This is a genomic window from Gammaproteobacteria bacterium, from assembly GCA_041395445.1.
Taxonomy (GTDB): domain Bacteria; phylum Pseudomonadota; class Gammaproteobacteria; order Xanthomonadales; family Marinicellaceae; genus NORP309.
The window spans coordinates 557,235-582,624 of record JAWLAO010000001.1; the positions used below are offsets into that span (position 1 = coordinate 557,235).

The window sequence follows — 25,390 nt, forward strand, 5'->3', positions numbered from 1 at the left end:
TGTATATTACAACATTATATTTTACTGCTAATGTCGTATGTTTTCAGACCATTTGGAGAAGGATATTTGACATAAATAGAAACTATCTGTATCTTGTTGAACCAGTTTTTTTTGATTTTTAGATATTGTGAGGATTAAAAGTATGAAATTTAGATTAAACAGATTCTGGCGTAATACTATGACCGTATCTGCTTTTGTTGCTATTGCCGGAAGTGCTAGCGCCGGAGGACCTACATATAAAATTATTGTTAACGAATTTTTACGTGCAGGTGATTTGAATACAGGAAACGAATGGGCCGAACTCGTATTATTAGAAGATATGTCTGCAGCTGAGCTTAACACCTATTTTTTGGGTGATTCCACATCCTCAACAAATGCAAAGTTTGCCGGTTATCAGTTTACCGGAATGGAAGGAATTAATAACACCTATTGTAAAGGAACAATTATCACTGTAGCCGGTGATACAGGTCCGGCTTCAGATACCAGTTATAATCCTGCTGTAAATGACTGGAATATTACTCTAAAAACTTCAGGTACCAATCTGACTTCAAATGGTTCGAACGGAGATTTCGCAGGAACTGATGTGGTTTATGTGGATACCGATGGTACAAATGGAAGTGCTGTGCTTACAGCTAATGGATTTGCGATAAACTGGGATAGTTCGCCAGGGCCATTTGGTTCAAACGCAACTTTTACTTTGACGAATTCACCGGCTAATAATACCGGAGTTCAGTTGAGTGATATTGTAGACAATGCTCATCTCGATGGCTCTTGGGCCTCTGATGTCGCTCAAGCAAGTTTAACTCCGGGAGTTCCAAATGGAGGTAATAATTCTTCCAGTATTTTTGCATTAAGAGATTCATTAGCAAATATAGCTTCTGGTGATGTTTCCTTAGATGAAGGAAATGCAGGAACAACAGCCTTTGTTTTCACAGTTACCAGAACAAATGGATGTCTTGGTGCAACTGTCTTTTACGATGTGAACCCTACTGGAGCAAATGCTGCCGATGCAGCTGATTTCGGAGGATCGTTACCTACTGGTTCTGTGAGCTTCAATGCCGGAGAAACCTCTAAAGATATTACAGTATTGGTTTCTGGTGATACCACGGTTGAAAACGATGAAACTTTCATTTTATCAGTTTTTGACGGTCCGTTACCACCGGCTCCAGTAGAAGGTGGCGGTTCACTATTATTGACAACTGCTACCGGTACTATTTTAAATGATGATGTCAATAACGCAGATATTACAATTGATGACGTTACCCAAACCGAAGGTAATGCCGGAACAACAACATTTGATTTTACTGTTTCAATCACTCCCGGATTTACGGGAGATATCTCTGTTGATTTTGCCACAGCTGACAATACTGCAACCACTGCTGATAATGATTATGTTGCAACCTCAGGAACAGTTGATTTTAGTTCTGATAACCCGGGAGTTGTTACACAAACTGTATCGGTAACTGTCAATGGAGACACCACTGTTGAAAGTGATGAAACATTTTTTGTAAATCTCAGCAATGTACAAGGCGCAGCAGTCATTGCCGACAGCCAAGGTTTGGGCACAATTCAAAATGATGATGTTGCAAACATTTCAATTAATGATGTCACCCAAACTGAAGACAACGCAGGAACTTCAACTTTTAACTTCACTGTAAGTATTGATCAGTCAGTTACTGCTTCAGTTGAAGTGAATACTGCGAACGGAACGGCGACTGCCGGTAGTGACTATACTGCAATTGCCGGACAAGTTGTAAACTTTACTTCAGGTGGTGTAACCTCACAAACTGTCTCAGTCACAGTTAATGGTGATGTTACAATTGAGCCGAACGAAACATTCTTCGTCAACTTGAGCAATGCATCAGGCGCACTTATTGCTGATAATCAAGGTCAAGGTACTATCCTGAATGATGATAATGTTCAGGCTGTGCTTTCAGGCACTAAATCAGTGTCAGGGGATTTGGTTCCCGGTGGAACAGCAACCTATACAATCGTGTTGAGCAATACCGGTCCAAATCCGCAAAATAATAATCCGGGTGATGAAATGACGGATACACTTCCTGATGGTGTCACATTTGTCAGTGCAAATGCCACTTCAGGTACTGTTAGCAATGTTGGTAATATGGTTTCGTGGAATGGTTCAATTCCAGCAGCAGCTTCTGTTACCATAACTATAAATACAGCCATCAGTAATAGTGCTGTAGGACAAATTGACAATCAAGCAACTATTAATTTTGATAATGATGGCGACAACAGCAATGAGTCATCTGCGTTAAGTAATATCGCCGGATTCTTTATTCCGTTTGTTATTCCAAGTTTAACTATTTATGGAATTGCATTGTTAATGCTGTTAGTTGTCGGGTTTATCTTTGTGAAACAAAGAAAATTTAACAATTAAATCTTAGCTGAGAAGCAAACTAAAAAGCCATGATGAATTTCATGGCTTTTTTATTGCGACAATTTACGAATTATCAACAAACCCGTTAGCATCAGTATAAAGCCTAAAAATAATCCCCAAATACTGGCAGTGATTCCTGCAAAGATAAAAGCAACCGTACAGCACAATCCGTTAATCAACACATAGGGAAGTTATATTTTATAATGGTAAAAATGAAAGAATTGGATTTAGGAAGTTATTAAGCTGTGTTCTAATTAATATAAATACTCTATCAAATATTGAAAGAAATGAAAACAAAAAACCACTATGTTCCTAAGAACTATTTGAAAAACTGGTCAGATAGTGAAAATAAAATTTATATTTATAATTACTTGGTTAGTCATCCAAATGTACCTGAATGGGTTAAAGGCTCAATAAAATCAAATGCAATTCAAAAAAATTTATATACTTTTATCGAATCCGGTTCAGAGAATGATGAAATTGAAAGATGGTTTGATGAAGAGTTTGAATAGCCTGCTGCTCCTATAGTTAAAAAAGTAATAAATGATAAAAATCTAACTTATGGAGAAATGAAAAAATTAGTAAAATATATGGCACTTCAAGACTTGAGAACGCCAAAGCGTTTACTGGAGTCACTGAAGAGACAGGAAGAAAACATTAGTGAAATCTTGCCTAATGTCTTAAATTCATTATCTGAAAAACTTCATAAAAGAAAAAGAGTTGTACCTAATAAACTAAAATTCAATAAACATTTATCAATAAAAATATCTAAGAATATTGAAGATGGTGCTGATTACGGAGTTCTAAAAGTTAAAACTCCTGTTGGCAGGAAGCCTTGGTTTAATTAAGAGCCTTAATCCTTTTTCATCAGTCAACCACAAATCCTTTAACTGTGGCTTTGTACGCCTTATTTTTAGGTCTGTTAGAGCCATTTTGGTGCTACCTACATTTATTGAACTGGGTAATAGCACCAAATATAGCACCACAACACATGAAAAACAATGAAATAAACTGAAACAGATTGAAACCAAAATGGCTCTCAAAACCTTATTTTACAAGGGTTTTTGATACAAATTAAAACAGTGCGAAACAGGAAAATGGTGGCTATGGGTGGACTTGAACCACCGACCCCAGCATTATGAATGCTGTGCTCTAACCAGCTGAGCTACATAGCCATTGAATGGACTGCAAATCAGTAAATGACTTGAGGGCGAGAATTTTCATATTTATCTAATATTTTGTCAAGTACAAATCTTCAAATTATGAATTTTCTTGTAATATTTTGTCGGTTTGCTGATTAAGGATTTCAATTGTATTTCTGAAATCATTCAGTTGTTTCTCACTAAGCATACTTATCAATAATTGTTCATATTCCAATGCCTTTGGTTTAACAGCTTCTATCAAGTCATTTCCGGAGTTCGTAAGTTTGTATTTCTTGGAGCGAGCATCATTTTGGCAGACTTTCTGCGTGATTAGCTTTTTATCCAATAAAACTTTGACGGTTCTGCTGATACGAACTTTATCCATTTGACTATATTCGACTAACTCCTTCGCAGTCTGCTCGCAGTTTTCTGACAAAATAATCAAAACACGCCATTCAGAAATACTGATATTGTGCTGTTTCCTATAGGATTTGGAAATCCCCTGACTCACTTTGTTACTCAGCACTGAAAGCTGGTAAGGAAGAAATTTACTGAGTTGCATAATCATTTAGTTTCATTTGTAACTAAAACCACAAATTTAGTTTCATTTGAAACTAATTATGCTTAAAATGTTGCCAATTACAAGTTTGAGGTGAATTATTATGAGTGAAAATACAATCAACGGATTTGGATTTGTTGAGTTTGCTTCTCCTGACGCACATGCTCTTGACACATTATTCAGAAGATTGGGATTTAATGCTATTAAAAAGCATAAAACAAAAGATATAACACTTTATCGCCAAGGTGGCATAGATTTTATGCTGAATAATGAAAAAGCTTCATTTGCAGAGTCATTTAAAAATCAACACGGTCCTTCAGCCAATGGCTTCTCGATTGTGTTTGATGACGCTAAGACAGCTTTAGATCATGCTGTTGACAATGGTTCTGAACCCTTACAGGGTGATTTGGATTTACCGGCTGTTAAAGGGATTGGCGGTGCAGTTTTGTATTTGGTTGATAAAGAAAACTATGGGCGTTTGCTCAAAAATGATTTTGTTGAGATTCCCGGAATGAACCAATACCCGAGTGGCTGGGGAATGACATTCATTGATCATTTAACTCACAACGTCCACTATGGAAACATGGAAAAGTGGGGACAGTATTATGTTAACCTGTTTAATTTCGAGCAAATTCGCTACTTCGATATTCGTGGACAACAAACAGGGCTGACCTCGAAGGCAATGAAGTCTCCAAATGGTTCAGTCAAAATTCCGTTGAATGAATCATCTGACGAGAAATCACAAATCAATGAGTATATCCATGAATACAATGGTGAAGGTATTCAACATATTGCTCTTTACACCGAAAATATCTACGAAACCATTGAGTCAATGAGAGCGACCGGAGTCGATTGTCTGGTGACTCCCGATACCTATTACTCAATCATTGATCGAAGAGTTCCTAAGCATTCGGAAGATATTGAACGTCTGAGAAAAAACAAAATTCTTATTGATGCTGATGAAGAAACCGGTGAAAAGATTCTGTTACAAATTTTCACCGAAAATTGCATAGGCCCTATCTTTTTTGAAATTATACAACGTAAAGGAAATGAGGGTTTTGGTGAAGGAAATTTCCAGGCTTTGTTTGATTCTATTGAACTTGAACAACAAAGACGAGGTTATCTATAATGAAGAACTGGATTCAGACTTTTAAAAAAGAAGGAACAGTAGCCAGACAAGCTCATTATGATTTGCCTGAAGGAACTTACGAGAGGGAAGTCGGGAAAGAGGGTTTCTTTGGTCCGGTCGCGCATTTTTATCATAAAAACCCGCCAACAAATTGGTCAGAGTTTGAAGGCGAATTACAACCTCGCGCTTTTGATACTAACAAGTTCACTCAGGTTGATGACTGTCCATTCAAAGCTTCGGTGATGTTGCACAATTCATCCATCAAGGTTCGGATGTTTAAAACAAACTCCAACATGGATCATCTAGTCAGCAATGCTGATGGCGATGACATGCTTTTCATCCACAAGGGAAACTTGGAGATTTTTTGTGATTATGGACATATTTCACTGGTTGAGGGCGATTACTTCACCTTGCCCCGCTGCACTCGCTGGCGTTTGGAAACAACAACTGATTGTGAAGTTTTAATGATTGAATGCACCAATGGTCATTATCAGCTTCCTGACAAAGGATTACTTGGACCAAATGCCATTGTCGATCCGGCGGTGTATGGAGTTCCTGCGATTGATGAACAATTTTTGGATCAGCAAAGTGATGATGAAGAATGGACTGTTTTGATTAAGCATCGAAACAAAATCAGTCGTCAGGTTTTTCCATTCAATCCCTTGGATGCTATAGGTTGGCGTGGAAATCTGATGCCGGTTCAACTGAACTGGAGAGATATATCTCCAGTTCTTAGTCACAAATACCATGTTCCTCCATCAGCTCATACGACATTTATGGGTAATCGTTTTATCATTTGCACTTTTGTACCAAGACTTTTTGAGACAGCGGAAAAAGCATTGAAAATTCCATTTTTTCATAATAATGATGATTATGATGAAGTCCTTTTTTATCACATGGGAAATTTTTTCTCGCGCGACAATATTCATCCGGGAATGTTAACATACCATCCTCAAGGATTTGCACATGGCCCTCACCCCGGAGCTTTGAAAAAAGCCTTCAGGCAAGAAAACGCAATGACTGATGAGGTCGCCGTAATGATTGATACTCGTGACCCGCTGGAGGTCAGTACTGAATTTGAACAGGTTGAGTGGACTGAATATGTTCATTCATGGAAACTGAAAGGAGAATAACAATGAAATTAGCAACTTTAAATAATGGCACTCGTGACGGACAGTTAATTGTTGTCAGCAGAGACAACAGCAAGGCGGTTGCAGTCAAAGATATCGCAGCTACAATGCAGAGCGCTTTGGATCATTGGGATGATATTTTTTTTGAATTACAAGAAGTCTATACAAAATTAAACAACAATCAAGCCACAGATGCATTTGATCTGAACACCAAAGATTTATTAGCCCCTTTACCAAGAGCTTACCAATTTCTTGATGGAAGTGCTTATCTGGCTCATGTTGAGCGTGTGAGACGAGCCAGAGGCGCTGAAATGCCTCCGAGCTTTTTGGAAGATCCGTTGATGTATCAGGCAACCAGCGACAGTTTTCTACCGGCGCATGCAGATATTGCAGTAACCAGCGAAGACTATGGAATTGACTTTGAGGCAGAGGTCGCGGTCATCGTTGATGATGTACCAATGGCTGTTTCTGTTGAAGACGCGGCAAAACATATCAAACTGATTTGTATTTTGAATGACGTTTCTTTGCGAAATCTGATTCCTGCAGAGCTGGCAAAAGGGTTTGGCTTTATGCAATCCAAACCGCCTACTTCATTGTCTCCTTTCTTTGTGACACCGGATGAACTTGGTGATGCCTGGCAAGATTCCAAAGTCCACTTACCACTTCATAGCACATTAAATAGTGAGTGGTTTGGACACCCTGAAGCAGGTGTTGATATGCAGTTTAACTTCGCCCAACTGGTCGCACATGCTGCTAAAACCAGACCTTTAGCCGCCGGAGCAATAATTGGTTCAGGAACGATTGCCAATGAAGATGAATCATTAGGTTCATCCTGTTTGGCTGAAAAGCGTGTTCTGGAAATCATCAATGACGGAAAGGCGACAACTCCTTTTATGAGTTTTGGCGATGACATTGAAATTAAGATGCTGGACAAAGATGGCAACAATATTTTTGGAACCATTCATAATACAATTGTAAAAGGATAAAACGAAACTTTTTGATTTAAGCCACGATTTAACTCTTATTCGTGGCTTTTTTTGTGTCTGATTTTAATATTATCCGAGTAATGTTCAATTTCAATAGGATTGTTACAATGAGGACAATTTAGTTCTGTGATTTTGAGTTGGAGCCTTTCTAAATCCCATATGATATTTTTAACATATTGAGCCGGAATACCCAAATCATGAGCCAGAATGCGTAGTTTTTTTTGTTCGTTTTTATCCAGAATACCATCAGATAAAAAACTGATAGCCTTATTTCGAAATAACTCTTTTCTTCTTTGAATTTCCTTTGTAAATCCGGCTGCGAGAATACCTGCCGGTAGTGCAGCCATGCCAATACCTGAAATCAGAATAACGATACCAAATATCCTTCCGGCTATGGTTATTGGAACAACATCTCCATACCCAACAGTAGTTAGTGTCACGGTTGCCCACCAGATTGCACGTGGTATTGTGCCAAAGTTCATAGGTTGTTCTTCACCTTCAACTAAATGCATCCCTGTTGCAGCTATAATAATTAATATACTTAAAACAAAAAATGCTGAAAATATATTTGCACTTTCATTCTTTAGAACTGAAGTCAGTAGATTCATAGAGCGTGAATAACGGGTTAACTTAAAAACCCGAACCAACCGTAACCCTCTTAAAATCATAAAATCACGATACACAATAATACCAAACCAAACGGGTAATACTGCAAGTAGATCAATAATAGCCATTGGAGTCAGCATGTATCGGACTCTCCCTTTTATTCCTTTAAAATCCCTGCTTTCCACACTTGACCAAACCCGTAAAATATATTCTATGGTAAAAATTATTAAACTAATAATTTCAAGAGTTTTGAAAAATAAAAAATATCTTTTGTACAATTCAGCATCACTTTCTAGAATAACTGCAATCACAGTCAGCAAAATTAAAATCATTAATAAATAATGAACAAACTCGGCAAACTTGGAGTGAGACTCACGCTCAAGAACCATGAATGTTTTTTTTCTGAAGGTGTGTTTATTTTTTCGCATGAGCTTTATTGCTAAAGATTCCCGAAATAAATACCAAACCGAGGATTAAAATAGGCACAGTTAATATCTGCCCCATTGTCATCCAGTCAAACAGAATATAACCTCGGTTTTCATCAGGCTCTCGGAAAAATTCAACGATAAACCTAGAAATTCCATAACATATCAAAAATGTGCCGGTAACAACACCTTGTCTTTTAACCATTCTGGCAACAACCCAAACAATGATAAAAGTGATTAAACCTTCAGAAAATGCTTCATATAACGGAGACGGATGCCGTGCAAATTCATTTAAAACTCCTTGAGAATTGAGTTGATGCAATTCCTCAATATTTGCATTACCATAAGAAAAAGGTAGGGAATCCGGAAAAATCATTCCCCAAGGTTTGTCTGTTAATCGCCCCCAAAGTTCTCCATTGATGAAATTTCCAACCCTAACCGAACCAATTCCTAAGGCACATAAAGGAGCAATGAAATCTGAAATCTCAACAAATTTCTTTCCCGTTTTGCGGTGGAAATAATAAATGGCAACAATCACTCCAAGTAATCCACCATGAAATGACATTCCGCCATCCTGAACTTTGAATGGTAAAAACGGATCATCCAAAATTGAGGTGTCGTTATAAAAAAGAACCCAACCAATACGACCACCAAAAATAACTCCCAAGGCCCCGTAAAACAAAAAGTCTGAAACCTGCTCCTTTGTCCATGAAGTTTGGTACTTTTTAACCTGATAATTCCCTAAAATTATGAATAAAGCAAAACCAATCAGATATGTCACAGCGTACCAATGGATTTTAATTATTTTTAAGTCCAGAAATACAGGATCAAAATCGACTAAATAATGCATAAATAAGGTCTGGTGAAAATTTTATTTTACCCTGAAAATATTATCTTGTACAAACATTGCCTGAATTTGCATCAGATTGCCTCACTCGACCGGAATTATTTATTATCAAGTTTTTTGCATAGTCAATGCCTCGATCATCACAAAACGTAATTGTGACATTAGTCCCAGGCGAAAAACCGGTTCCGTCATATCTGATTTTTGAACGGTAAACCGATGAAGTTGCTGAAATTTGTGTTTTCATGGGATTTTCAAATCGCAGTATTTCATCAGTTGCATCCAGTTCTCGGTTTCTATTCTCATCAATAAAAACAATCCAACCGTTATGCCAGTTGGAGTCAGCATCACAAGATTCCCCCGAAATACTTGGGCAAACAACTGTATATTTTTGTGAGTTGATTGCGTAACTTCGGGCAAAAGTCATTGATGTGGTTAAACGACTCCTTTCCGTATCCAAATAATTATTCAGCATAAAACCGGAGAAATTTGGCAGACCATAACCCAATAAAATTGCCATAACAGATAGTGTTACCATCAACTCAACCAAAGAGAAACCACTTACTTTTTTCATAAAAATACCTATATGTTTTGAATGTGTAAATGATAGTTTTTAGGGAAATAATTCAAATAGGAAACTCCCTTTGCTTTCGTAGGAATTGGCTTTGAATGTTGTAGGAAAATTCGTATTTTCGTTGTAGAATGATATTGAGTTCTAAGAGGTATTTTGCGAATAAATCATGATTTAGCAATTTTAGCGGTAATTTGGTTCAGTGTTTTTATTGCTTCTTACATGGCTGATAAGACACGATTAACGCCGGTTCTTTGGTACTTATTTTTGGGCTCTTTATGGTGAATTTAGGGATAGTCCCAGAGCAAATGCCTGAATTCATTCATAATTTCTCTGAGTTAGGGATTATCATTATCATGTTTGCTTTAGGATTTGAAGAGAACACTGATAACTTTATCTCCGGAATCAAAAGAAGCTGGGGCATCGCATTCTTTGGCGCATTAGTCCCTTTTGTGGTTGCCTATTCATTAACACTCTATTATTGGAATGACAAAAATATGGCATTGCTGTGCGGGCTTGCCATGACTGCGACAGCTGTATCACTCACTTTGGTATCTTTGAATAGTGAGGGCTTAAACCGAACCATGGCAGCAACAGGAATTATGACTTCTGCTATATTGGATGATATTGCTTCTTTGGCACTAGTTGCTATCCTTGTGCCGATTGCCGCTGGCGAAACAGGAACTGATATTATCGGAATTGCGATTATATTGGCAAAAGCTGTTGGTTTCTTTCTTATTATTGCAGTGTTGGGCAAGTGGATTTTTCCATCAGAAAAAGGGGTTTTGAAATTTATTCCTGCTTTCAATCTTTTTAGCCTCAAGAATGTGTTATCCATGGGCAAAGGAGAATATATGCCGTCTTAAGTTTATTATTGATTGCTGTTGCCGTTGGATTGCTTGCTCATTATTTTGGCTTTCACCCGGCGATTGGAGCTTACATGGCAGGTTTGGTCATCCATTCCGATTATTTTGATTTTCATAAAGAACATAACACCAACTACTTCGAACAATCCCGACGAATTGTTGATAATGTGGCTTTCACCTGGATTGGTCCGGTGTTTTTTGTGGCATTAGGAACTAAACTCATTTTCTATCCTGATGTCTTTATCTCAGTGTTACCTGAGTCTTTACTGTTGTTCGCCGGGTTATTTATCGGACAAATTGCCTCGGCTGCTATTGCTGCTTATTACACCGGTAAATTCGACTGGCCTTCGAGTTTGATGATTGGTTTTGGGATGTTGGGTCGAGCTGAGTTGGCATTTGTTGTCATGAATATTGCATTCGTACAATACAAAATCATGACTTTGGAGGCATTCTATACACTCATGCTGACTGCATTTTTACTCAATGTTTCTGTTCCATTGAATATTCGTTGGTGGAAAACCAAATTTAAAAATTAAGGGGCACAACGAGAATTACTATAAAGTTGTGCTTTTTGCATAATTTTCACGAAAGCCTGTTCTTGGTTATTGCTTATAACTGTGATGATTCTTTGTACAGCATCGCCTAGCGCATTGAGTGTCGAACTGGAATAGTTATTCAATTTTTGAATTTCAAAGTATAAGTGCGGATTCTCTGAAACCACATTTTCGCCAATGGCAAATTGCGCATCAAACGTCGTACTTGATAATTTAGACAAAGTTCCTGCGGCTTCACCGGATTCAGACAAAACCAGCATAAAGGCAATGTTTACAATATGAGATAGTCCGAGAATATAAGCAACCAAACGATCGTGGTCTTCCAGTTGCATATCAATTTGCTCCGCCATAGTTGGTTTAAATAACTGTTTGACCTTTTCAACAGATGCCGAATCACCCATATTGATAAAAATCACGTGCTTATTGGAAAGTAGTTTCACATCGGGACCAAACATTGGATGAATTGAAACCACCTTACAACCGGCATCCGATAACTGCATCAGTGGTAATTTCAGCGGACTCTTAATCGAGCCAATATCTAATACAATTCCTTTCGGTTTGAGAGTTGCCAAATCTTTTAGAATTTTTCCGCTGGCATCAATGGGTGCAGCAACAATGATATAATCATAATCCAGTTTCACAGTTTTATAATCGACATTATTCTCTTCCTGATTAATATCAGAGATATCAACTCTAAAACCTTGATTACTCAGGAAACGAGCAAACCATTGCCCCATTTTTCCGCAACCGCCAATAATTAAAGCGGACTTTTCAAACCCGAAATCCGATGTGTTTATCTTTTGATTTTCCTGTTTTTCCAGAGAAGTCTTAATAATTAAGGTAAAAATTTGCTTAACAATATCACTGTCAACATTTTTTTGTTTGGCAACTTTTATAACATTATCAATAACTTGCTTCTCTCTCTCATAATCTCTTGTGGGAGATTTTGTGTCAAGTTTCACAGAACCGATTGCATCAACATTCATTTGTCGTTCAGCCAAAAGGGCTACAATTTGCTCATCAATTGTATCAAGGTTCTTTCGCAATTCATTGAGTTTTGATATATCCATTGGAGAGGGGTTTATCTTCGTTAAAAAATGGGTTAAGATTGTAGCAATTATTTACATTTATACTTAGCATTTGAGGAATTATTATGAAAAAAGTGTTGTTTGCATTATTTGCAGTAATGATGGCAGGCACAGCTCTGGCTGCTGATGACAGACCGGTTGTTGCCGTTTTAGAATTTAAGAATGAAACTCAAGCCTACTGGTGGCAAAGTGGTGTCGGCCGTGAGCTGAGCGACATGTTATCCAATGAACTTATGAATACAGGTGTATTCAAAGTTGTTGAGAGAAGAAAACTGGATGGTGTACTTTCTGAGCAAGACTTAGGCGCATCCGGACGTGTTTCAAAAAGCAGTGCTGCAAAAATGGGACAATTAACCGGTGCAAAATACTTGGTTACCGGTTCTGTTTCCAATTTTGAAGAAACCGGCGGTAAAGGCGGTGGGGTCAGTTTTAAAGGAATTTCTGTTGGTGGCAATAAGAAAACTTCAACAATCGGCATTGATATCAGAGTAATTGATTCAACAACAGGAGTTGTTGAATACGCAAGAACTGTTACAGCAACAGCTAAAAGTGGTGGAATGAGCCTGGGTCTAAGCCGTGGTGGCTTTGGCGGTGCGTTAGCTAGCGAAAAGAAAACTCCGGCCGGTAAAGCGATTCGTGCAGTTATCATTGAAATTACAGACTATTTGGCTTGCGCAATGTATGACCAAGACTCATGTATGGATGAATACAGAGACAAAGAACGCAGAAGACGTAACAAAGCAAAAGGTGATGTTGATTTAGATTAATAATGGCATCAAAGTGATTGAAAAAGCCGGATTAACTCCGGCTTTTTTTATGCTACAGAATATTCAATACATGAACTTGTCCATGCCCGACAATCTATAAACTTATAAATAATTGTAAAAACATAAACCCATGGCCAATCTTTTGGGGCTTTCGAATACCTTATTAACAATTAGCTGTTTTCTAAATGCCTCAGGTTGTTTTTTTAGTATTCAATTATCTGGAATATAAAAATAGCAATACCACTAATGATAGTATTTATGTTATTCGAGCATTTCGCCTGGATTAAGACTTGTCGATTCATTTTACATTGTATGTAAACTTATGATTCTCAATAAAAAACCCCTGAGTTCATCAGGGGTTTAATTTATGTGTCTAATTCAGATAAAACACTGTTTATGGTGGTGGCGGAGAACCTTCAAAACCATCCATAAATATTAAATCAACAGGCACATCACAAGTACCAAATGAACCGGAATTAGTAATAACAATGTCATCTATTTTCCAATCACCACCACCGACACTTTGGTCTGTACCCATTCTCCATCTAATTTGAGCGACTTGTGCTTGGTATGGAGATAAATCAACTTCGATTAGTGTAAATGATGCTTGTTGTCCATTCCATGCGCGTCTTGCTCCTAATGGTTGACCAAATCCTCCATTCAAAGTGACATCGTAAGAACCTGTTGTCATGTTCGACTCCAAATCAGTCCAGTTAGCGCCACCATCAACAGTTATTTCGAGAACCCCACCATCATAACTCGTTTCAAAGTTATATTTATGATAGAAACTCAAGACCGAAGTTGCTGAAGGAGAGAACTCCCTGGTTATTATTGATTTATCTGAAGCAGAACTTACATCGGTTGAAACAAAAGCAGCACCTGTGCCATTGGTATTATCATCCCCGATTTCAATACGCCAATCATCGGCACCTGTAGCTGCATTATGAGACCAACCAGCAGCTTCGGCATCTGAAATTGTTGTATAACTTTCTAAATTATCATCAAAAGGTTGTGGTGTAATTGGACCGGTTGGAAATGCTGAATCCTCTGTGATATTGCTGTCTTCTACTGAATTATCAGTATCATAAGCTCTAACCACGTAGAAATAATCCACATCAGAAGTTAGACCACCAATATTATCAAGAAAAGTATTAGCATTGACTCCTGTGGCGATTTGATTAGCCGGTGATGGAGTAAATCCACTTGTAGTCGAACGATATACTGAATAATTTAACGCACCTTGACTGTTCGGACACTGGGAGCTCGCTGCATCCCAATTGAGTGTAACACTACAAGATTGCGTCGCATTGTTACTCGCAGAGGTAATTCCTGCAAATGTTGGTGCAAGTGTGCATAAACCTGTAGCGGTTGCATTCACTTCATTTGAATTTGATGTCAAACACGCGCCACCATCAGAAGCTTTAACAATGTAATAATAAACTGTACCACCCGAAACTGCTGTATCATTATAAGTATATGATCCCGTACTTCCGGTACCCGGACTAGTATCTGCTACCGTATCAATGAGTACATAACCAGTCCCCATTGTTGTTGAACGATAGATTTTATACTCTATCATTTCAGGTGTTGCTGAGTCATCCCATGAAACATCAATTTGATTGTCATTTGGAACAGTTGCTCCGGTTACATTAATGGTATCCAATGAAAGCTGACATCCGCATTGCTCAAATTTGAATGCACCAATTCTTGTACTCCAATTTGAGGAAGCGTTGTATTGAGCTGTATACCAGAATGTACATTCGTCAACAGGATCGACATTCAATGATGAATAGTCACCATATCTTCCTGAGCTATTTGAGCCACTGCCTTCAATAATTGAATTCTCACCTCTTGGCATTGTTCCGGCAGGATCATCTGTCAAACGTCCGGCATAACGCATACCCGGGAAAACAGAACTACTGGATGTGTTGTAACCGATTGCAATATTGCCATCACCATCCATAGCAGCTGATGCCATCCAACGATGAACTCCATCATTGAGAGTATATGTTCCTTCATCTTTAAGAACCCAGTCATTTCCGCTTGTTGAAGCTGCCGGTCTTTCCAGTTGCCACCAACGAACACCATGATAATCATTGCCATCAACATCAGTAACCATATTACCGACTAGATATTGTTTATCATCAATCGTTCTGTGTTGAACTCGCCACATCAAAGGTTGTTTCAAAGGAAATAGATTGGTTGCTCCGTTTGGTTGCGGAACAGATAAATCACCAAAGTTACTTCCGCCAAGATGTGTATCGAACTCGCTGACATGAATGTTTATCGGACCTGTTATGGCACTGTTTGCAGGAGTATCAAAATCAGTTGTGAACTCCCATAATTCCAATACATCATCCGGAGGATTATCACCATGATACTCACCATCACGGTGACGCATGAATATTCCCGGAGCCCCTTGTGGCGGTAAAGTTTCACCATCGGCATCAGCAGGCATCATGTGTTGAAAACCGAAACCCGGCAATCCAACTGTTGTAAATACTTGATATCCTCTGGCAGGATTACCAAGTAACATATTCTCTCTGTCGAAAGCATATTGACGATTGCTTTCATTCGCACCGGCATAATAAGCATCACCCCAGACTCCAAATTTAGGATAATCAGGCAAACCTCCGGATGCTGAAGTGAATTCATAGATATACCAAGTGCTGCTACTTTGTCCTAATGGATCATGAGTTTTTGAAATGTACATACAAAAGGAATTACTGGTAAACTCAGTAAATACCCAACGACCTTTCGGTTGACCTTGACCGTTATCAGCAAACTGATCAAACAGAACAACAGGGTCACCTCGTCCGCCACCGCAACCGGTACCTGAACCATTTGCTATCGTATCCATAACAAATTGTGCGGCTGTAGAACCATCAGATTTATCAATAATCATAATAATTGAACTACTACTGTTATTGATTGTTTGAACATAATAATTGATACCAACATCGCCATTCGTATCAGAAGGATTTACTCCGGTGAATCCTGCACCATCCAAGTTATAGAGAAGATTATCAAACGGATCTGTTCCAAATGTAGAGGCAGCATCCACTTGTTTTTGTGCCAAAGCATCAAAACCAAACCCACGGCCTGCAGGCTGTGGTCTAACCCAGTCTTTCGGACGATTGAACTTGACCGGAATTTCCTTTATCGGATCACCCGGTTTCCATTGAGTTGGAGCCGGTAAATTTTTCAAATTAACCGTGACTACGGCCGGTGTGACTGTGTCTCCAACAAATTCTGCACCATAACGTGTCTGCGTGCTGTCAGCAGCAAATATCGTATTTGCAAATAGCAAACCCAACACAGAAAGTATAGGCTGGCTTTTTTTCGATTTTATCATTTCTACCTCTCTTTATTTATAAATTTGTTCAATTTCAACCAGTTGAATAAAACCGGTATCTGTTTGAATCTTTGCTGTATCAAAAAATTTATCTTGATTGTAACTGGCTACTCTGTTTTCAATTTTTTTATTCTTCAAAACATTTAAAGAGTTACTAGTTACAACACTTCCGGTAATAGTTTGCACAAAGGGCCGGTTATCTTCATGAAAATATAAAGAAACACTTCCATCATATGTTTTCAAGTTCACTTCATCTGATGATTCGTTACTCAACAATGTGTATGAAATATTCCCGTGTTTGGTAAATAAATCTGCGAACCCAGTCGATTTTAGCTCAATATCTGAAGATTCAGAGACAACTTTTAATTGATTTTCCAGTTTTTTACTACTGAGATTCCCTTTCTCAATTTTTATGTCTAATTCAACTCCTTTGGGAACAATTATTGCCACATCAACTCTTTCCAATGAGTTTTCTGTTGGCAGATTTTTATAAGAAACTTTTAACGATAAGACTCCATCTTTGAGTTCTTCATCAATACTTGCTCTGAATGTTTTGGAATACTGCGAAACTGCATGAAATACCAAATTCTTTTCAGTCGTTTGTCTCAACCGAATATCGCCATGATTATTCTCGATGATAACTTTTGAAATTTTAGCTGTATTTTTTTCTATATGAAAACGCTCTGCTTCAATTAAACTCTGCTCTGCAACAGCAACAGACAGAGCCATAATCAGTAATATTGTTATTGTTTTCAACAATGTCTCCATAATAAACGCATCCTTACAATAATATCTTATAACAATATGTTTTAACAATTATTCCTTAATTTTTATCATTTTGAGTTGCAAACAATGATTACATGAAATATATTTCACTTATTGAAATTAATTACAATCATGAATCAGCTCGACTTAGCAACAAAAGCAGCATGGCTTGCATACATTGGCGGGTACACTCAAAGTGAAGTCGCCAAAAAACTGAATATCTCATCGGTGAAAGCTCACAGGTTGATAGCTCATGCTCATGCTAATAATGTCGTCAAAATTTTTGTTGAGGGCGAAATTATCGAGTGTGTGGAACTTGAGGAAAAAATTTCAAAACAGTTTAACCTTGATTCGTGCATCGTTGCTCCAACAATTGAAGGAGTTGATTCTTTTAAGTCTGTGGGTGCTGCCGGTGCTTCTTTTTTATACAATTTACTTAAAAACAATAAAAATAAAACAGTCGGAGTGGGAAAAGGTCGGTCTTTATCGGCAGTTGTCGAAAACCTTCCGCATTTTCAAACTGAAAACATCAAATTTGTTTCTGTTTCCGGCGGATTAACACGCCGATTTTCAACAAATCCCTACGATGTGATTCACAGACTGGCAGAAAGAACCAATTCAGAGGCATTCTTCTTGCCGGTTCCATATATGGCCAAAGATGAATCCGAGAAACAGATGTTACTTGAGCAAAACAGTGTCCGGCAAATGTTGGACTTTGCTAAACAAGCAGAAATCTACTTAGTTGGAATTGGTTCGATTGAAAGTAATGCTCATGTTCATGAAAGCGGACTCATTGAAGAGTCAATCTGGGATAAAATGATTAAAAATCAAGCCGTTGGCGATTTTATGGGTCGTTTTCTTGATACCAATGGCAATGAATTACAAGATAGTGACAACAATTTATCACTCGGACTGTCTTCTGAAGATATCAGAGGAAAAAAAGTGATTGCGATTGTTGGTGGCAGTCAAAAAGGTAAAGTCACACAAGCCGTTTTACAAAGAAATATCATCACCGATTTAATTATCAGTGAAGAATCAGCAAAAGAATTAATTAAATTAATGAAATCCTATGAATAGTAAAATTGAAAGAAATCCCGGAGTTCCTTTTAATCCGGATTGGGTTGAATGTATTCAAGTCAATAAAAGTGCCGTTGAACGTCGAGCTGCTTCCTACAGCGGAAGACGTTCGATCAAAAAACAACACCAGGCTGCCTGGCTGTTAAAGGCTATCAGTTGTATCGACCTCACAACTCTCTCCGGTGATGACACCGAAAGACGAGTCCGCAGACTTTGTGAAAAAGCCAAGAAGCCGATTCGTAATGATATTGTGAAAGCTCTGGGAATTGAAAAGTTAAATCTGACAACCGGAGCGGTTTGTGTTTATCATGAAATGCTGGAGTCTGCAAAAAAATATCTGCAAGGTACAAATATTGGGCTGGCAGCAGTTTCGACCGGCTTTCCGGCAGGTTTAACACCTTTTGATATGCGTGTGGAAGAAATCAAACGGTCGGTTGCAGCCGGAGCCACAGAAATTGATATCGTTATCTCTCGTCGCCATGTTTTTTCGCAAGACTGGAAAGGACTATACGATGAAATCACTGCCTACAGAGAAGCCTGTGGCGAAGCTCACCTGAAAACCATTCTGGCAACCGGTGAAATTTCTACACTGAGAAACGTCGCCAAAGCATCCATGGTTTGCATGATGGCAGGTGCTGATTTTATTAAAACATCAACCGGTAAAGAAAAAGTCAATGCCACTCTTCCAGTCAGTTTGGTGATGGTGAGAATGATTCGTGAATACTTCGACAGAACCGGATTTAAAATTGGATATAAACCGGCCGGCGGTATCAGTACCGCAAAAGAAAGTTTGCTATACCTCATTCTGATGAAAGAAGAATTGGGCAGAGATTGGCTCGAACCGGAGTTGTTCCGCTTTGGGGCATCGAGTTTACTTGGCGATATCGAAAGACAGTTAGAACATCATGTGACAGGTAAATATTCTGCCGGATTCCGTCATGCTATCAGCTAAAGCCTAAACATTAACAAGCAAACCAAATAATAAAGTGAAAACAATGAGTATTATGAAAATTTTTGAAGAAATGGATTACGGAAAAGCTCCTGAAAGCATTGACGCTGCCAATGAATGGTTGAAAAGTCATAGTTCAAAATTTGGACTTTTTATCGACGGTGATTTTATCAACAGCAAGAACGCAAAATATTTCAACACTTACAATCCGGCAAACGGAGAAAAACTGGCACAAATCACTCAGGCGAGTGCAAAAGATGTCGATATGGCTGTTACTGCTGCCAAACTGGCACAACCCGATTGGGAAAAATTAAGTGGATTTGACAGAGCCAAATATTTGTATGCAATTGCCCGCTTGATTCAAAAACACTCGCGCTTATTTGTCGTTTTGGAAAGTATGGATAACGGCAAACCCATTCGCGAAAGCAGAGATGTGGATATTCCTTTGGTGATTCGCCACTTTTACCATCATGCCGGCTGGGCACAACTCATGGAAGATAAATTAGATGATTACCAAGCTCTTGGTGTTGCCGGACAAATCATTCCATGGAATTTCCCATTGCTAATGCTGGCATGGAAAATTGCTCCGGCACTGGCAGCCGGAAATACGGTTGTCTTAAAACCGGCTGAATACACCAGTTTAACGGCATTATTATTTGCTGAAATCTGTCAACAAGCCGGATTACCAAAAGGAGTTGTCAACATAGTAACCGGCGATGGCAAAACCGGTGCCGAAATTGTCAAACACAAAGATATTAATAAAATTGCTTTTACCGGTTCTACCGATGTCGGTCGTATCATTCGTGAGCAAACGGCAGGAACCGGCAAAAAACTCACATTGGAACTTGGTGGAAAATCCGCATTTATCGTATTTGATGATGCCGATGTGGATTCGGCGATCGAAGGACTGATTGATGCCATTTGGTTCAATCAAGGACAGGTTTGTTGCGCCGGCTCACGCTTATTGGTTCAGGAAAGCATCGCCGATCGTTTTCATGAAAAACTGAAAGCCCGTATGCAAAAACTTCGCATCGGAGATCCATTGGATAAATCGATCGACATTGGTGCAATTGTCGATGAAAGCCAAAAACAAAGGATTACTGAATTGGTTAAGCAAGGTGTAGCTGAAGGTGCTGAATTGTTCCAACCGGATATTCAACTTCCTGAGTGCGGTTGTTTTTATCCGCCAACATTACTCTCTGAAGTTGATACTTCACACTATGTTGCCAACGAAGAAATCTTCGGACCTGTACTGGTTTCGATGACATTCCGTACTCCGGCAGAAGCGGTTGACTTAGCCAATAACGTCCGCTACGGGCTGGCTTGCAGTATATGGAGTGAAAACATCAACTTAGCAATGGATGTCGCTCCGCAAGTGATTGCCGGTGTGGTTTGGATCAACTGCACCAATCATTTTGATGCCGCTGCCGGATTTGGAGGTAAGAAAGAATCCGGTTTCGGACGTGAAGGTGGAATTGAAGGCATGCATGCCTATGTCAAACCAAAATATGAAAAAGGTTTGAAAAACTCCAAAGCAGTCAAAATCAATGAACTCAATAACACAGAGTCTTTGTCATTTATTGACCGCACACCGAAATTTTACATTGGTGGCAAACAAGTCAGACCCGATGGTGGTTATTCGCAAGCAGTGGCATCGCAGGATGGTAAATTATTAGCTCACATAGGCAAAGGTAACCGCAAAGATATTCGAAATGCTGTAGAAGCCGCCCGAAAAGCCAATGGCTGGACAAGTACTTCTGCTCACAATCGAGCTCAAGTCTTATTCTACATTGCTGAGAATCTGGCACTCAGAGCCAATGAATTTGCCGAAAGTTTGAAAAAACTCACAGGAGTTTCAACCAATCAGGCTCAAAAAGAAGTCAATACAGCCATTGAACGAATTTTTTATTATGCATCTTATGCTGATAAATTCGATGGTGCGGTTCATAATGTTCCGCTCAGAGGTGTGGTACTCGCTATGCCGGAAGCCAATGGGATTATGGGAATTGCCTGCCCTGAAGAATCTCCATTCCTGAGTTTTGTATCATTAACCATATCTGCGATTGCCATGGGTAACCGAGTTGTAGTGATTCCTTCGGAAAATTATGGATTACTGGCGTTAGAGTTTTATCAAATTCTCGAAACTTCTGATCTTCCCGGCGGTGTTATTAACATCATCACCGGAAATAAAAATGAGCTGACTAAAGTTCTGGCAGAACATTATGAAGTGGAATCGGTTTGGTATTTTGGCGATGCTGATGGCTCAACAGAAGTCGAAAAATGCTCGGCAAGCAATTTGAAAAAGACTTGGGTTAATTACGGAAAAGCACGCGATTGGTTCAACAATAAACAAGGTCAAGGCTTGGAGTTTCTAAATCAGGCAACAGATGTTAAGAATATCTGGACTCCTTACGGAGATTGATAAGAGGTAGTTTTTCACAGACAATAAAAAACCCGGAATTGAACCGGGTTTTTTATTAAATATTTTAAATTTGCTTACTCAGAAACAACACTCACATGCTGACGTTTTTGAGGTCCTTTTTTAGCAAATTGAACGTGACCGTCTTTTAATGCAAACAATGTGTGATCTTTACCGATTCCTACATTTTTACCAGGATGAACTTTAGTACCTCTTTGACGCACTAAAATATTTCCGGCTTGAACAGCTTCACCGCCATATTTTTTAACGCCAAGGTACTTAGGATTAGAATCGCGACCGTTCTTGGTACTACCCGCTGCTTTCTTATGTGCCATTGCTTATCTCCTACGCTTTAATTGATTTGATTTTGATTTCAGAATAACTTTGACGATGTCCTTGTTGCTTCATGGAATGCTTACGTCTTCTGAATTTCAAGATTTTTACTTTTTTAGCACGTCCGTTGCTCATTACTTCAGCTGAAACTTTTGCACCTTTAACATGAGGTGTTCCAACATTAATTTTTTCGCCGTCTGATGTCATCAACACTTCATCAAACTCAACTTTTGAACCAGGCTCCAAACCTAATTTCTCAACACGAAGGACATCGCCTTCTTTAACTCTGTATTGTTTACCACCAGTTTTAATAACTGCATGCATGATTTTTCTCCAATAATTAAAATGTGAGGTTTAACCTCAAAACGCTACGACCCATGTATCAATGCGGACAAGGACGTCAGCTACAAGGACGGCGATTTTACTTGTTCCGACCCAAAGTTTCAATAAATAAAGCATTAAATCCCTGATTTATGGAGATTCTTTAGCCAATATTTGATTTGATAAAATGCTATCATGAATATTTTATGACATTGTGATTTTGTTGAAGCAAACAATTTAAAAATCAGTTAAACTTATCGGTTTTCCGATATCAACCAATAATCATGACATACATTTCTTTACGCGGAGCGAGAACTCATAATTTAAAGAATATCGACATTGATTTACCTCGTAACCAATTGATTGTGATTACCGGTTTATCTGGTTCGGGAAAATCCTCTCTGGCTTTTGATACCATTTACGCTGAAGGACAAAGACGTTATGTGGAGTCACTATCTGCATACGCCAGGCAGTTCTTATCGATGATGGCAAAACCGGATATCGACCATATCGAAGGATTATCACCGGCAATTTCCATTGAACAAAAATCCACTTCGCACAATCCGCGTTCCACTGTTTGAACGATTACAGAAATCAATGATTATCTACGTTTGCTGTATGCCAGAGTCGGAACACCTTGCTGTCCGGAACATGGAATCAAACTGGAAGCCCAAACAGTATCGGAAATTGTGGATCGCATCATGCAATTAGATCCGTCCCGTAAATACATGTTGCTGGCACCTTTAGTCCGAAATCGCAAAGGCGAACACACTGCCATGCTGGAACAATTGATGGGTAGCGGGTATGTTCGCGTACGCATTGATGATAAAGTTTATTCGTTGGAAGATTTACCCAAAATCAACCCTAAAACCAAACACACTATTGAAGCCGTTGTTGATCGTTTTCGCATAAAAGATGACATGGCGCAAAGACTGGCTGAGTCCATTGAGTCCGCTTTAGTTTTGTCCGAAGGACTGGTACAAATCGCAACATTTGATGATGGTGACCCCATTGAGCATCTTTTTAGCGAATTATTTTCCTGCCCGATTTGTGATTACTCATTGGAAGAACTGGAACCTCGGTTGTTTTCTTTTAATAATCCCAACGGGGCTTGCCCCGAATGTGATGGCCTGGGAATCAGCCAATATTTTGACCCTGACAGAATTGTGCAAAGCTGGGATTTATCATTAGCAAACGGAGCTATTCGTGGTTGGGATCGACGCAACGGATTTTATTATCAAATGTTATTGGCACTAGCAGAACATTACAAATTTGATTTGGAAACTCCATTAAAAGATTTACCAAAGAAAATTCAGGACATAATCATGTTCGGCTCTGATGAGCAAATCATGTTCAAATACTCATCTGACAGCATTGAATTCAATCGCATGAGAGAGTTTGAAGGTATTGCCAATAATATGAAGCGGCGCTATAAAGAAACCGAATCCAATATGGTTCGTGAAGAACTCAGCAAATACATCAGCAACAAAGAATGCGATGTTTGTTATGGCGAACGTCTGAATGAAGCTGCCAGAAATGTCTTCATTGCCGATAAAACTCTACCTTACATAAATAAACTATCCATTGAGGAATGCCATCAATATTTTCAGAATCTGAAATTAGAAGGCAAGAAAGGCGAGATTGCCGAAAAGATTCTCAAAGAAATCAAGGAGCGTTTGGAGTTTCTGGTGAATGTAGGTCTGAATTATTTAACATTATCCCGCAATGCCAATTCCCTCTCTGGAGGTGAGGCGCAAAGGATTCGTTTGGCCAGCCAAATTGGTGCCGGATTGGTTGGCGTGATGTATGTTCTGGATGAACCGTCCATTGGTTTACATCAAAGGGATAATGAAAAATTACTGCAAACTTTGACACGTTTGCGTGATTTGGGAAATACTGTGATTGTTGTTGAACATGATGAAGATGCCATTGCCACCGCTGATCATGTGGTTGATATTGGTCCGGGTTCAGGAGTTCACGGTGGCGAAATTGTCGCGCAAGGTACACCCGAAGAAATTAAAAACAATGAAAAATCGCTCACCGGACAATTTCTTTCAGGGAAACAAAAAATTGAAATTCCCAAGCAACGCACTCAAATCGCAAAAGATAAGGTGTTTTCATTGAATGGAGCATCCGGTAATAATTTAAAAGGTGTCGATTTACATCTTCCGGCCGGTTTATTCACCTGCATTACCGGAGTTTCCGGTTCAGGGAAATCAACACTTATCAATCGCACACTTTACCGAGTTTTGGCAAAGGAATTAAACCGTAATCAAAGCCGCCCGGCTCCGTATAAAAACTTTGAAAATATTGACCTCTTCGATAAAGTCGTGGAAATCAACCAAAAAGCCATAGGCAGAACACCACGCTCTAATCCGGCGACATATACTCAGTTATTTACTCCGATTCGTGAATTATTTGCCGGTACTCAGGAAGCAAGGGCTCGCGGTTATAAATCAGGTCGATTCAGTTTTAACGTCAAAGGTGGTCGTTGCGAAGCCTGTCAGGGCGACGGACTTATCAAAGTCGAAATGCACTTCTTACCCGATGTTTATGTCACCTGTGATGTGTGCAAAGGCAAACGCTACAATCGGGAAACTCTCGACATTCACTACAAAGGCAAAAATATCAACGATGTGTTAGAAATGACCGTTGAAGATGCCGCTGAATTTTTCACAGCGATCCCAACCATTAAAACTAAACTGGATACTTTAATGAACGTCGGATTGAGTTACATCACCTTAGGTCAGAATGCGACAACCTTGTCCGGTGGTGAAGCTCAACGCATCAAATTGGCTAAAGAATTGTCGAAACGTGATACCGGTAAAACAATTTATATTCTTGATGAACCGACAACCGGATTGCATTTTGCTGATATTAAACAATTATTGGCTGTTCTTCATGAATTGCGTGACCGTGGAAATACCATCATTGTTATTGAACACAATCTGGATGTGGTTAAGACCGCTGACTGGATTGTGGATTTAGGACCGGAAGGCGGTGATGCCGGAGGTGAAATTGTTGCTCAGGGAACTCCGGAAGAAGTTGTCAAAAAATACAAAACTCACACTGCAAAATTTTTAGCAAAAATGTTGTGAAAGATAAA

The 25,390-nt window shown here is 39.0% G+C and carries 21 protein-coding genes, 1 tRNA gene and 1 pseudogene; 13 read left to right on the top strand and 10 right to left on the bottom strand.

Going from position 1 to position 25,390, the window contains the following annotated elements:
• Positions 1-142 precede the first annotated feature (142 nt).
• The 3 genes from R3F25_02565 (at position 143) to R3F25_02575 (ending at position 3,246) form a co-directional block, all read left to right on the top strand.
• Positions 143-2,398: a Calx-beta domain-containing protein gene (locus R3F25_02565; GenBank protein ID MEZ5495701.1), complete on the top strand. Its 2,256-nt coding sequence runs from the start codon at positions 143-145 to the stop codon at positions 2,396-2,398.
• A gap of 287 nt (positions 2,399-2,685) precedes the next feature.
• A complete protein-coding gene (locus tag R3F25_02570; GenBank protein MEZ5495702.1) occupies positions 2,686-2,910 on the top strand; it encodes a DUF4238 domain-containing protein in 225 nt (74 codons plus the stop codon).
• Positions 2,911-2,967: 57 nt separating this feature from the next.
• Positions 2,968-3,246 (top strand): hypothetical protein, encoded by a 279-nt coding sequence (locus tag R3F25_02575; GenBank protein ID MEZ5495703.1) that lies wholly within the window; start codon positions 2,968-2,970, stop codon positions 3,244-3,246.
• A 250-nt stretch (positions 3,247-3,496) separates the two neighbouring features.
• On the opposite strand, the gene R3F25_02580 is transcribed toward R3F25_02575, so the two are convergent.
• Positions 3,497-3,573: transfer RNA gene (locus R3F25_02580), tRNA-Met, on the bottom strand.
• An 85-nt stretch (positions 3,574-3,658) separates the two neighbouring features.
• Complete coding sequence (locus R3F25_02585; protein MEZ5495704.1) at positions 3,659-4,102, bottom strand: MarR family winged helix-turn-helix transcriptional regulator; 444 nt, start codon at positions 4,100-4,102, stop codon at positions 3,659-3,661.
• A 100-nt stretch (positions 4,103-4,202) separates the two neighbouring features.
• On the opposite strand from R3F25_02585, the gene hppD reads away from it, so the two are divergent.
• From hppD to R3F25_02600, 3 genes are read left to right on the top strand one after another with little or no spacing between them, the layout of a single operon-like run.
• Positions 4,203-5,228: a 4-hydroxyphenylpyruvate dioxygenase gene (hppD, locus tag R3F25_02590; protein ID MEZ5495705.1), complete on the top strand. Its 1,026-nt coding sequence runs from the start codon at positions 4,203-4,205 to the stop codon at positions 5,226-5,228.
• A complete protein-coding gene (locus R3F25_02595; protein ID MEZ5495706.1) occupies positions 5,228-6,361 on the top strand; it encodes a homogentisate 1,2-dioxygenase in 1,134 nt (377 codons plus the stop codon). Before hppD ends, R3F25_02595 begins: the two co-directional genes overlap by 1 nt.
• Positions 6,362-6,363: 2 nt before the next feature.
• The gene (locus R3F25_02600) at positions 6,364-7,344 is read left to right on the top strand and encodes a fumarylacetoacetate hydrolase family protein (protein ID MEZ5495707.1); all 981 of its coding nucleotides are present in this window, start codon (positions 6,364-6,366) and stop codon (positions 7,342-7,344) included.
• A 35-nt stretch (positions 7,345-7,379) separates the two neighbouring features.
• On the opposite strand, the gene R3F25_02605 is transcribed toward R3F25_02600, so the two are convergent.
• From R3F25_02605 to R3F25_02615, 3 genes are read right to left on the bottom strand one after another with little or no spacing between them, the layout of a single operon-like run.
• The gene (locus tag R3F25_02605; protein ID MEZ5495708.1) at positions 7,380-8,378 is read right to left on the bottom strand and encodes an ion transporter; all 999 of its coding nucleotides are present in this window, start codon (positions 8,376-8,378) and stop codon (positions 7,380-7,382) included.
• Positions 8,365-9,225 carry a prolipoprotein diacylglyceryl transferase gene (gene lgt, locus R3F25_02610; GenBank protein MEZ5495709.1) on the bottom strand — a complete coding sequence of 287 codons (861 nt, stop codon included), beginning with the start codon at positions 9,223-9,225 and terminating at the stop codon, positions 8,365-8,367. The genes R3F25_02605 and lgt overlap by 14 nt, the downstream gene beginning before the upstream one ends.
• 40 nt (positions 9,226-9,265) lie before the next feature.
• Positions 9,266-9,793, bottom strand: a complete 528-nt coding sequence (locus tag R3F25_02615) for a GspH/FimT family pseudopilin (protein MEZ5495710.1) — start codon at positions 9,791-9,793, stop codon at positions 9,266-9,268.
• Positions 9,794-10,098: 305 nt separating this feature from the next.
• On the opposite strand from R3F25_02615, the gene R3F25_02620 reads away from it, so the two are divergent.
• A complete protein-coding gene (locus R3F25_02620; GenBank protein MEZ5495711.1) occupies positions 10,099-10,656 on the top strand; it encodes a cation:proton antiporter in 558 nt (185 codons plus the stop codon).
• An 8-nt stretch (positions 10,657-10,664) separates the two neighbouring features.
• The gene (locus R3F25_02625; protein MEZ5495712.1) at positions 10,665-11,192 is read left to right on the top strand and encodes a cation:proton antiporter; all 528 of its coding nucleotides are present in this window, start codon (positions 10,665-10,667) and stop codon (positions 11,190-11,192) included.
• Here R3F25_02625 and R3F25_02630 read toward each other — a convergent pair.
• The gene (locus tag R3F25_02630; protein MEZ5495713.1) at positions 11,189-12,280 is read right to left on the bottom strand and encodes a bifunctional chorismate mutase/prephenate dehydrogenase; all 1,092 of its coding nucleotides are present in this window, start codon (positions 12,278-12,280) and stop codon (positions 11,189-11,191) included. The two genes, R3F25_02625 and R3F25_02630, sit on opposite strands and share 4 nt — an antisense overlap.
• Positions 12,281-12,363: 83 nt before the next feature.
• Between R3F25_02630 and R3F25_02635 the strand changes: the two genes are divergently transcribed.
• On the top strand, positions 12,364-13,065 hold the full coding sequence (locus tag R3F25_02635) for a CsgG/HfaB family protein (protein MEZ5495714.1): 702 nt from the start codon (positions 12,364-12,366) through the stop codon (positions 13,063-13,065).
• A gap of 394 nt (positions 13,066-13,459) precedes the next feature.
• Here R3F25_02635 and R3F25_02640 read toward each other — a convergent pair whose 3' ends face one another.
• Positions 13,460-16,420, bottom strand: a complete 2,961-nt coding sequence (locus R3F25_02640; GenBank protein MEZ5495715.1) for a hypothetical protein — start codon at positions 16,418-16,420, stop codon at positions 13,460-13,462.
• Positions 16,421-16,432: 12 nt separating this feature from the next.
• The gene (locus tag R3F25_02645) at positions 16,433-17,176 is read right to left on the bottom strand and encodes a hypothetical protein (protein MEZ5495716.1); all 744 of its coding nucleotides are present in this window, start codon (positions 17,174-17,176) and stop codon (positions 16,433-16,435) included.
• Between the two features lie 141 nt (positions 17,177-17,317).
• On the opposite strand from R3F25_02645, the gene R3F25_02650 reads away from it, so the two are divergent.
• Genes R3F25_02650 through R3F25_02660 form a run of 3 tightly spaced genes read left to right on the top strand, consistent with a single transcriptional unit; the run spans position 17,318 to position 21,633 of the window.
• A complete protein-coding gene (locus R3F25_02650) occupies positions 17,318-18,262 on the top strand; it encodes a sugar-binding transcriptional regulator (protein ID MEZ5495717.1) in 945 nt (314 codons plus the stop codon).
• Positions 18,255-19,214, top strand: a complete 960-nt coding sequence (deoC, locus tag R3F25_02655) for a deoxyribose-phosphate aldolase (GenBank protein MEZ5495718.1) — start codon at positions 18,255-18,257, stop codon at positions 19,212-19,214. Before R3F25_02650 ends, deoC begins: the two co-directional genes overlap by 8 nt.
• 43 nt (positions 19,215-19,257) lie before the next feature.
• A complete protein-coding gene (locus R3F25_02660; protein MEZ5495719.1) occupies positions 19,258-21,633 on the top strand; it encodes an aldehyde dehydrogenase family protein in 2,376 nt (791 codons plus the stop codon).
• Between the two features lie 74 nt (positions 21,634-21,707).
• Here the strand turns inward: R3F25_02660 and rpmA are convergent, their stop codons facing one another.
• Both rpmA and rplU read right to left on the bottom strand, forming a co-directional pair.
• Complete coding sequence (rpmA, locus tag R3F25_02665) at positions 21,708-21,965, bottom strand: 50S ribosomal protein L27 (protein ID MEZ5495720.1); 258 nt, start codon at positions 21,963-21,965, stop codon at positions 21,708-21,710.
• Positions 21,966-21,975: 10 nt separating this feature from the next.
• Positions 21,976-22,287, bottom strand: a complete 312-nt coding sequence (rplU, locus tag R3F25_02670; protein MEZ5495721.1) for a 50S ribosomal protein L21 — start codon at positions 22,285-22,287, stop codon at positions 21,976-21,978.
• Positions 22,288-22,568: 281 nt separating this feature from the next.
• Here rplU and uvrA point away from each other — a divergent pair.
• Positions 22,569-25,382, top strand: a pseudogene (uvrA, locus tag R3F25_02675) (excinuclease ABC subunit UvrA).
• Positions 25,383-25,390: the final 8 nt, after the last annotated feature.

What these genes read in the sequence shown, in the direction of transcription:
- lgt (MEZ5495709.1), bottom strand. Translation starts at nt 9,225, where the DNA reads ATGCATTATTTAGTCGATTTTGATCCTGTATTTCTGGACTTAAAAATA.
- R3F25_02630 (MEZ5495713.1), bottom strand. Translation starts at nt 12,280, where the DNA reads ATGGATATATCAAAACTCAATGAATTGCGAAAGAACCTTGATACAATT.
- R3F25_02615 (MEZ5495710.1), bottom strand. Translation starts at nt 9,793, where the DNA reads ATGAAAAAAGTAAGTGGTTTCTCTTTGGTTGAGTTGATGGTAACACTA.
- R3F25_02650 (MEZ5495717.1), top strand. Translation starts at nt 17,318, where the DNA reads ATGAATCAGCTCGACTTAGCAACAAAAGCAGCATGGCTTGCATACATT.
- R3F25_02620 (MEZ5495711.1), top strand. Translation starts at nt 10,099, where the DNA reads ATGCCTGAATTCATTCATAATTTCTCTGAGTTAGGGATTATCATTATC.
- rplU (MEZ5495721.1), bottom strand. Translation starts at nt 22,287, where the DNA reads ATGCATGCAGTTATTAAAACTGGTGGTAAACAATACAGAGTTAAAGAA.
- hppD (MEZ5495705.1), top strand. Translation starts at nt 4,203, where the DNA reads ATGAGTGAAAATACAATCAACGGATTTGGATTTGTTGAGTTTGCTTCT.
- R3F25_02565 (MEZ5495701.1), top strand. Translation starts at nt 143, where the DNA reads ATGAAATTTAGATTAAACAGATTCTGGCGTAATACTATGACCGTATCT.
- R3F25_02635 (MEZ5495714.1), top strand. Translation starts at nt 12,364, where the DNA reads ATGAAAAAAGTGTTGTTTGCATTATTTGCAGTAATGATGGCAGGCACA.
- R3F25_02585 (MEZ5495704.1), bottom strand. Translation starts at nt 4,102, where the DNA reads ATGCAACTCAGTAAATTTCTTCCTTACCAGCTTTCAGTGCTGAGTAAC.
- R3F25_02605 (MEZ5495708.1), bottom strand. Translation starts at nt 8,378, where the DNA reads ATGCGAAAAAATAAACACACCTTCAGAAAAAAAACATTCATGGTTCTT.
- rpmA (MEZ5495720.1), bottom strand. Translation starts at nt 21,965, where the DNA reads ATGGCACATAAGAAAGCAGCGGGTAGTACCAAGAACGGTCGCGATTCT.
- R3F25_02600 (MEZ5495707.1), top strand. Translation starts at nt 6,364, where the DNA reads ATGAAATTAGCAACTTTAAATAATGGCACTCGTGACGGACAGTTAATT.
- R3F25_02640 (MEZ5495715.1), bottom strand. Translation starts at nt 16,420, where the DNA reads ATGATAAAATCGAAAAAAAGCCAGCCTATACTTTCTGTGTTGGGTTTG.
- R3F25_02570 (MEZ5495702.1), top strand. Translation starts at nt 2,686, where the DNA reads ATGAAAACAAAAAACCACTATGTTCCTAAGAACTATTTGAAAAACTGG.
- R3F25_02660 (MEZ5495719.1), top strand. Translation starts at nt 19,258, where the DNA reads ATGAGTATTATGAAAATTTTTGAAGAAATGGATTACGGAAAAGCTCCT.
- R3F25_02575 (MEZ5495703.1), top strand. Translation starts at nt 2,968, where the DNA reads ATGAAAAAATTAGTAAAATATATGGCACTTCAAGACTTGAGAACGCCA.
- deoC (MEZ5495718.1), top strand. Translation starts at nt 18,255, where the DNA reads ATGAATAGTAAAATTGAAAGAAATCCCGGAGTTCCTTTTAATCCGGAT.
- R3F25_02595 (MEZ5495706.1), top strand. Translation starts at nt 5,228, where the DNA reads ATGAAGAACTGGATTCAGACTTTTAAAAAAGAAGGAACAGTAGCCAGA.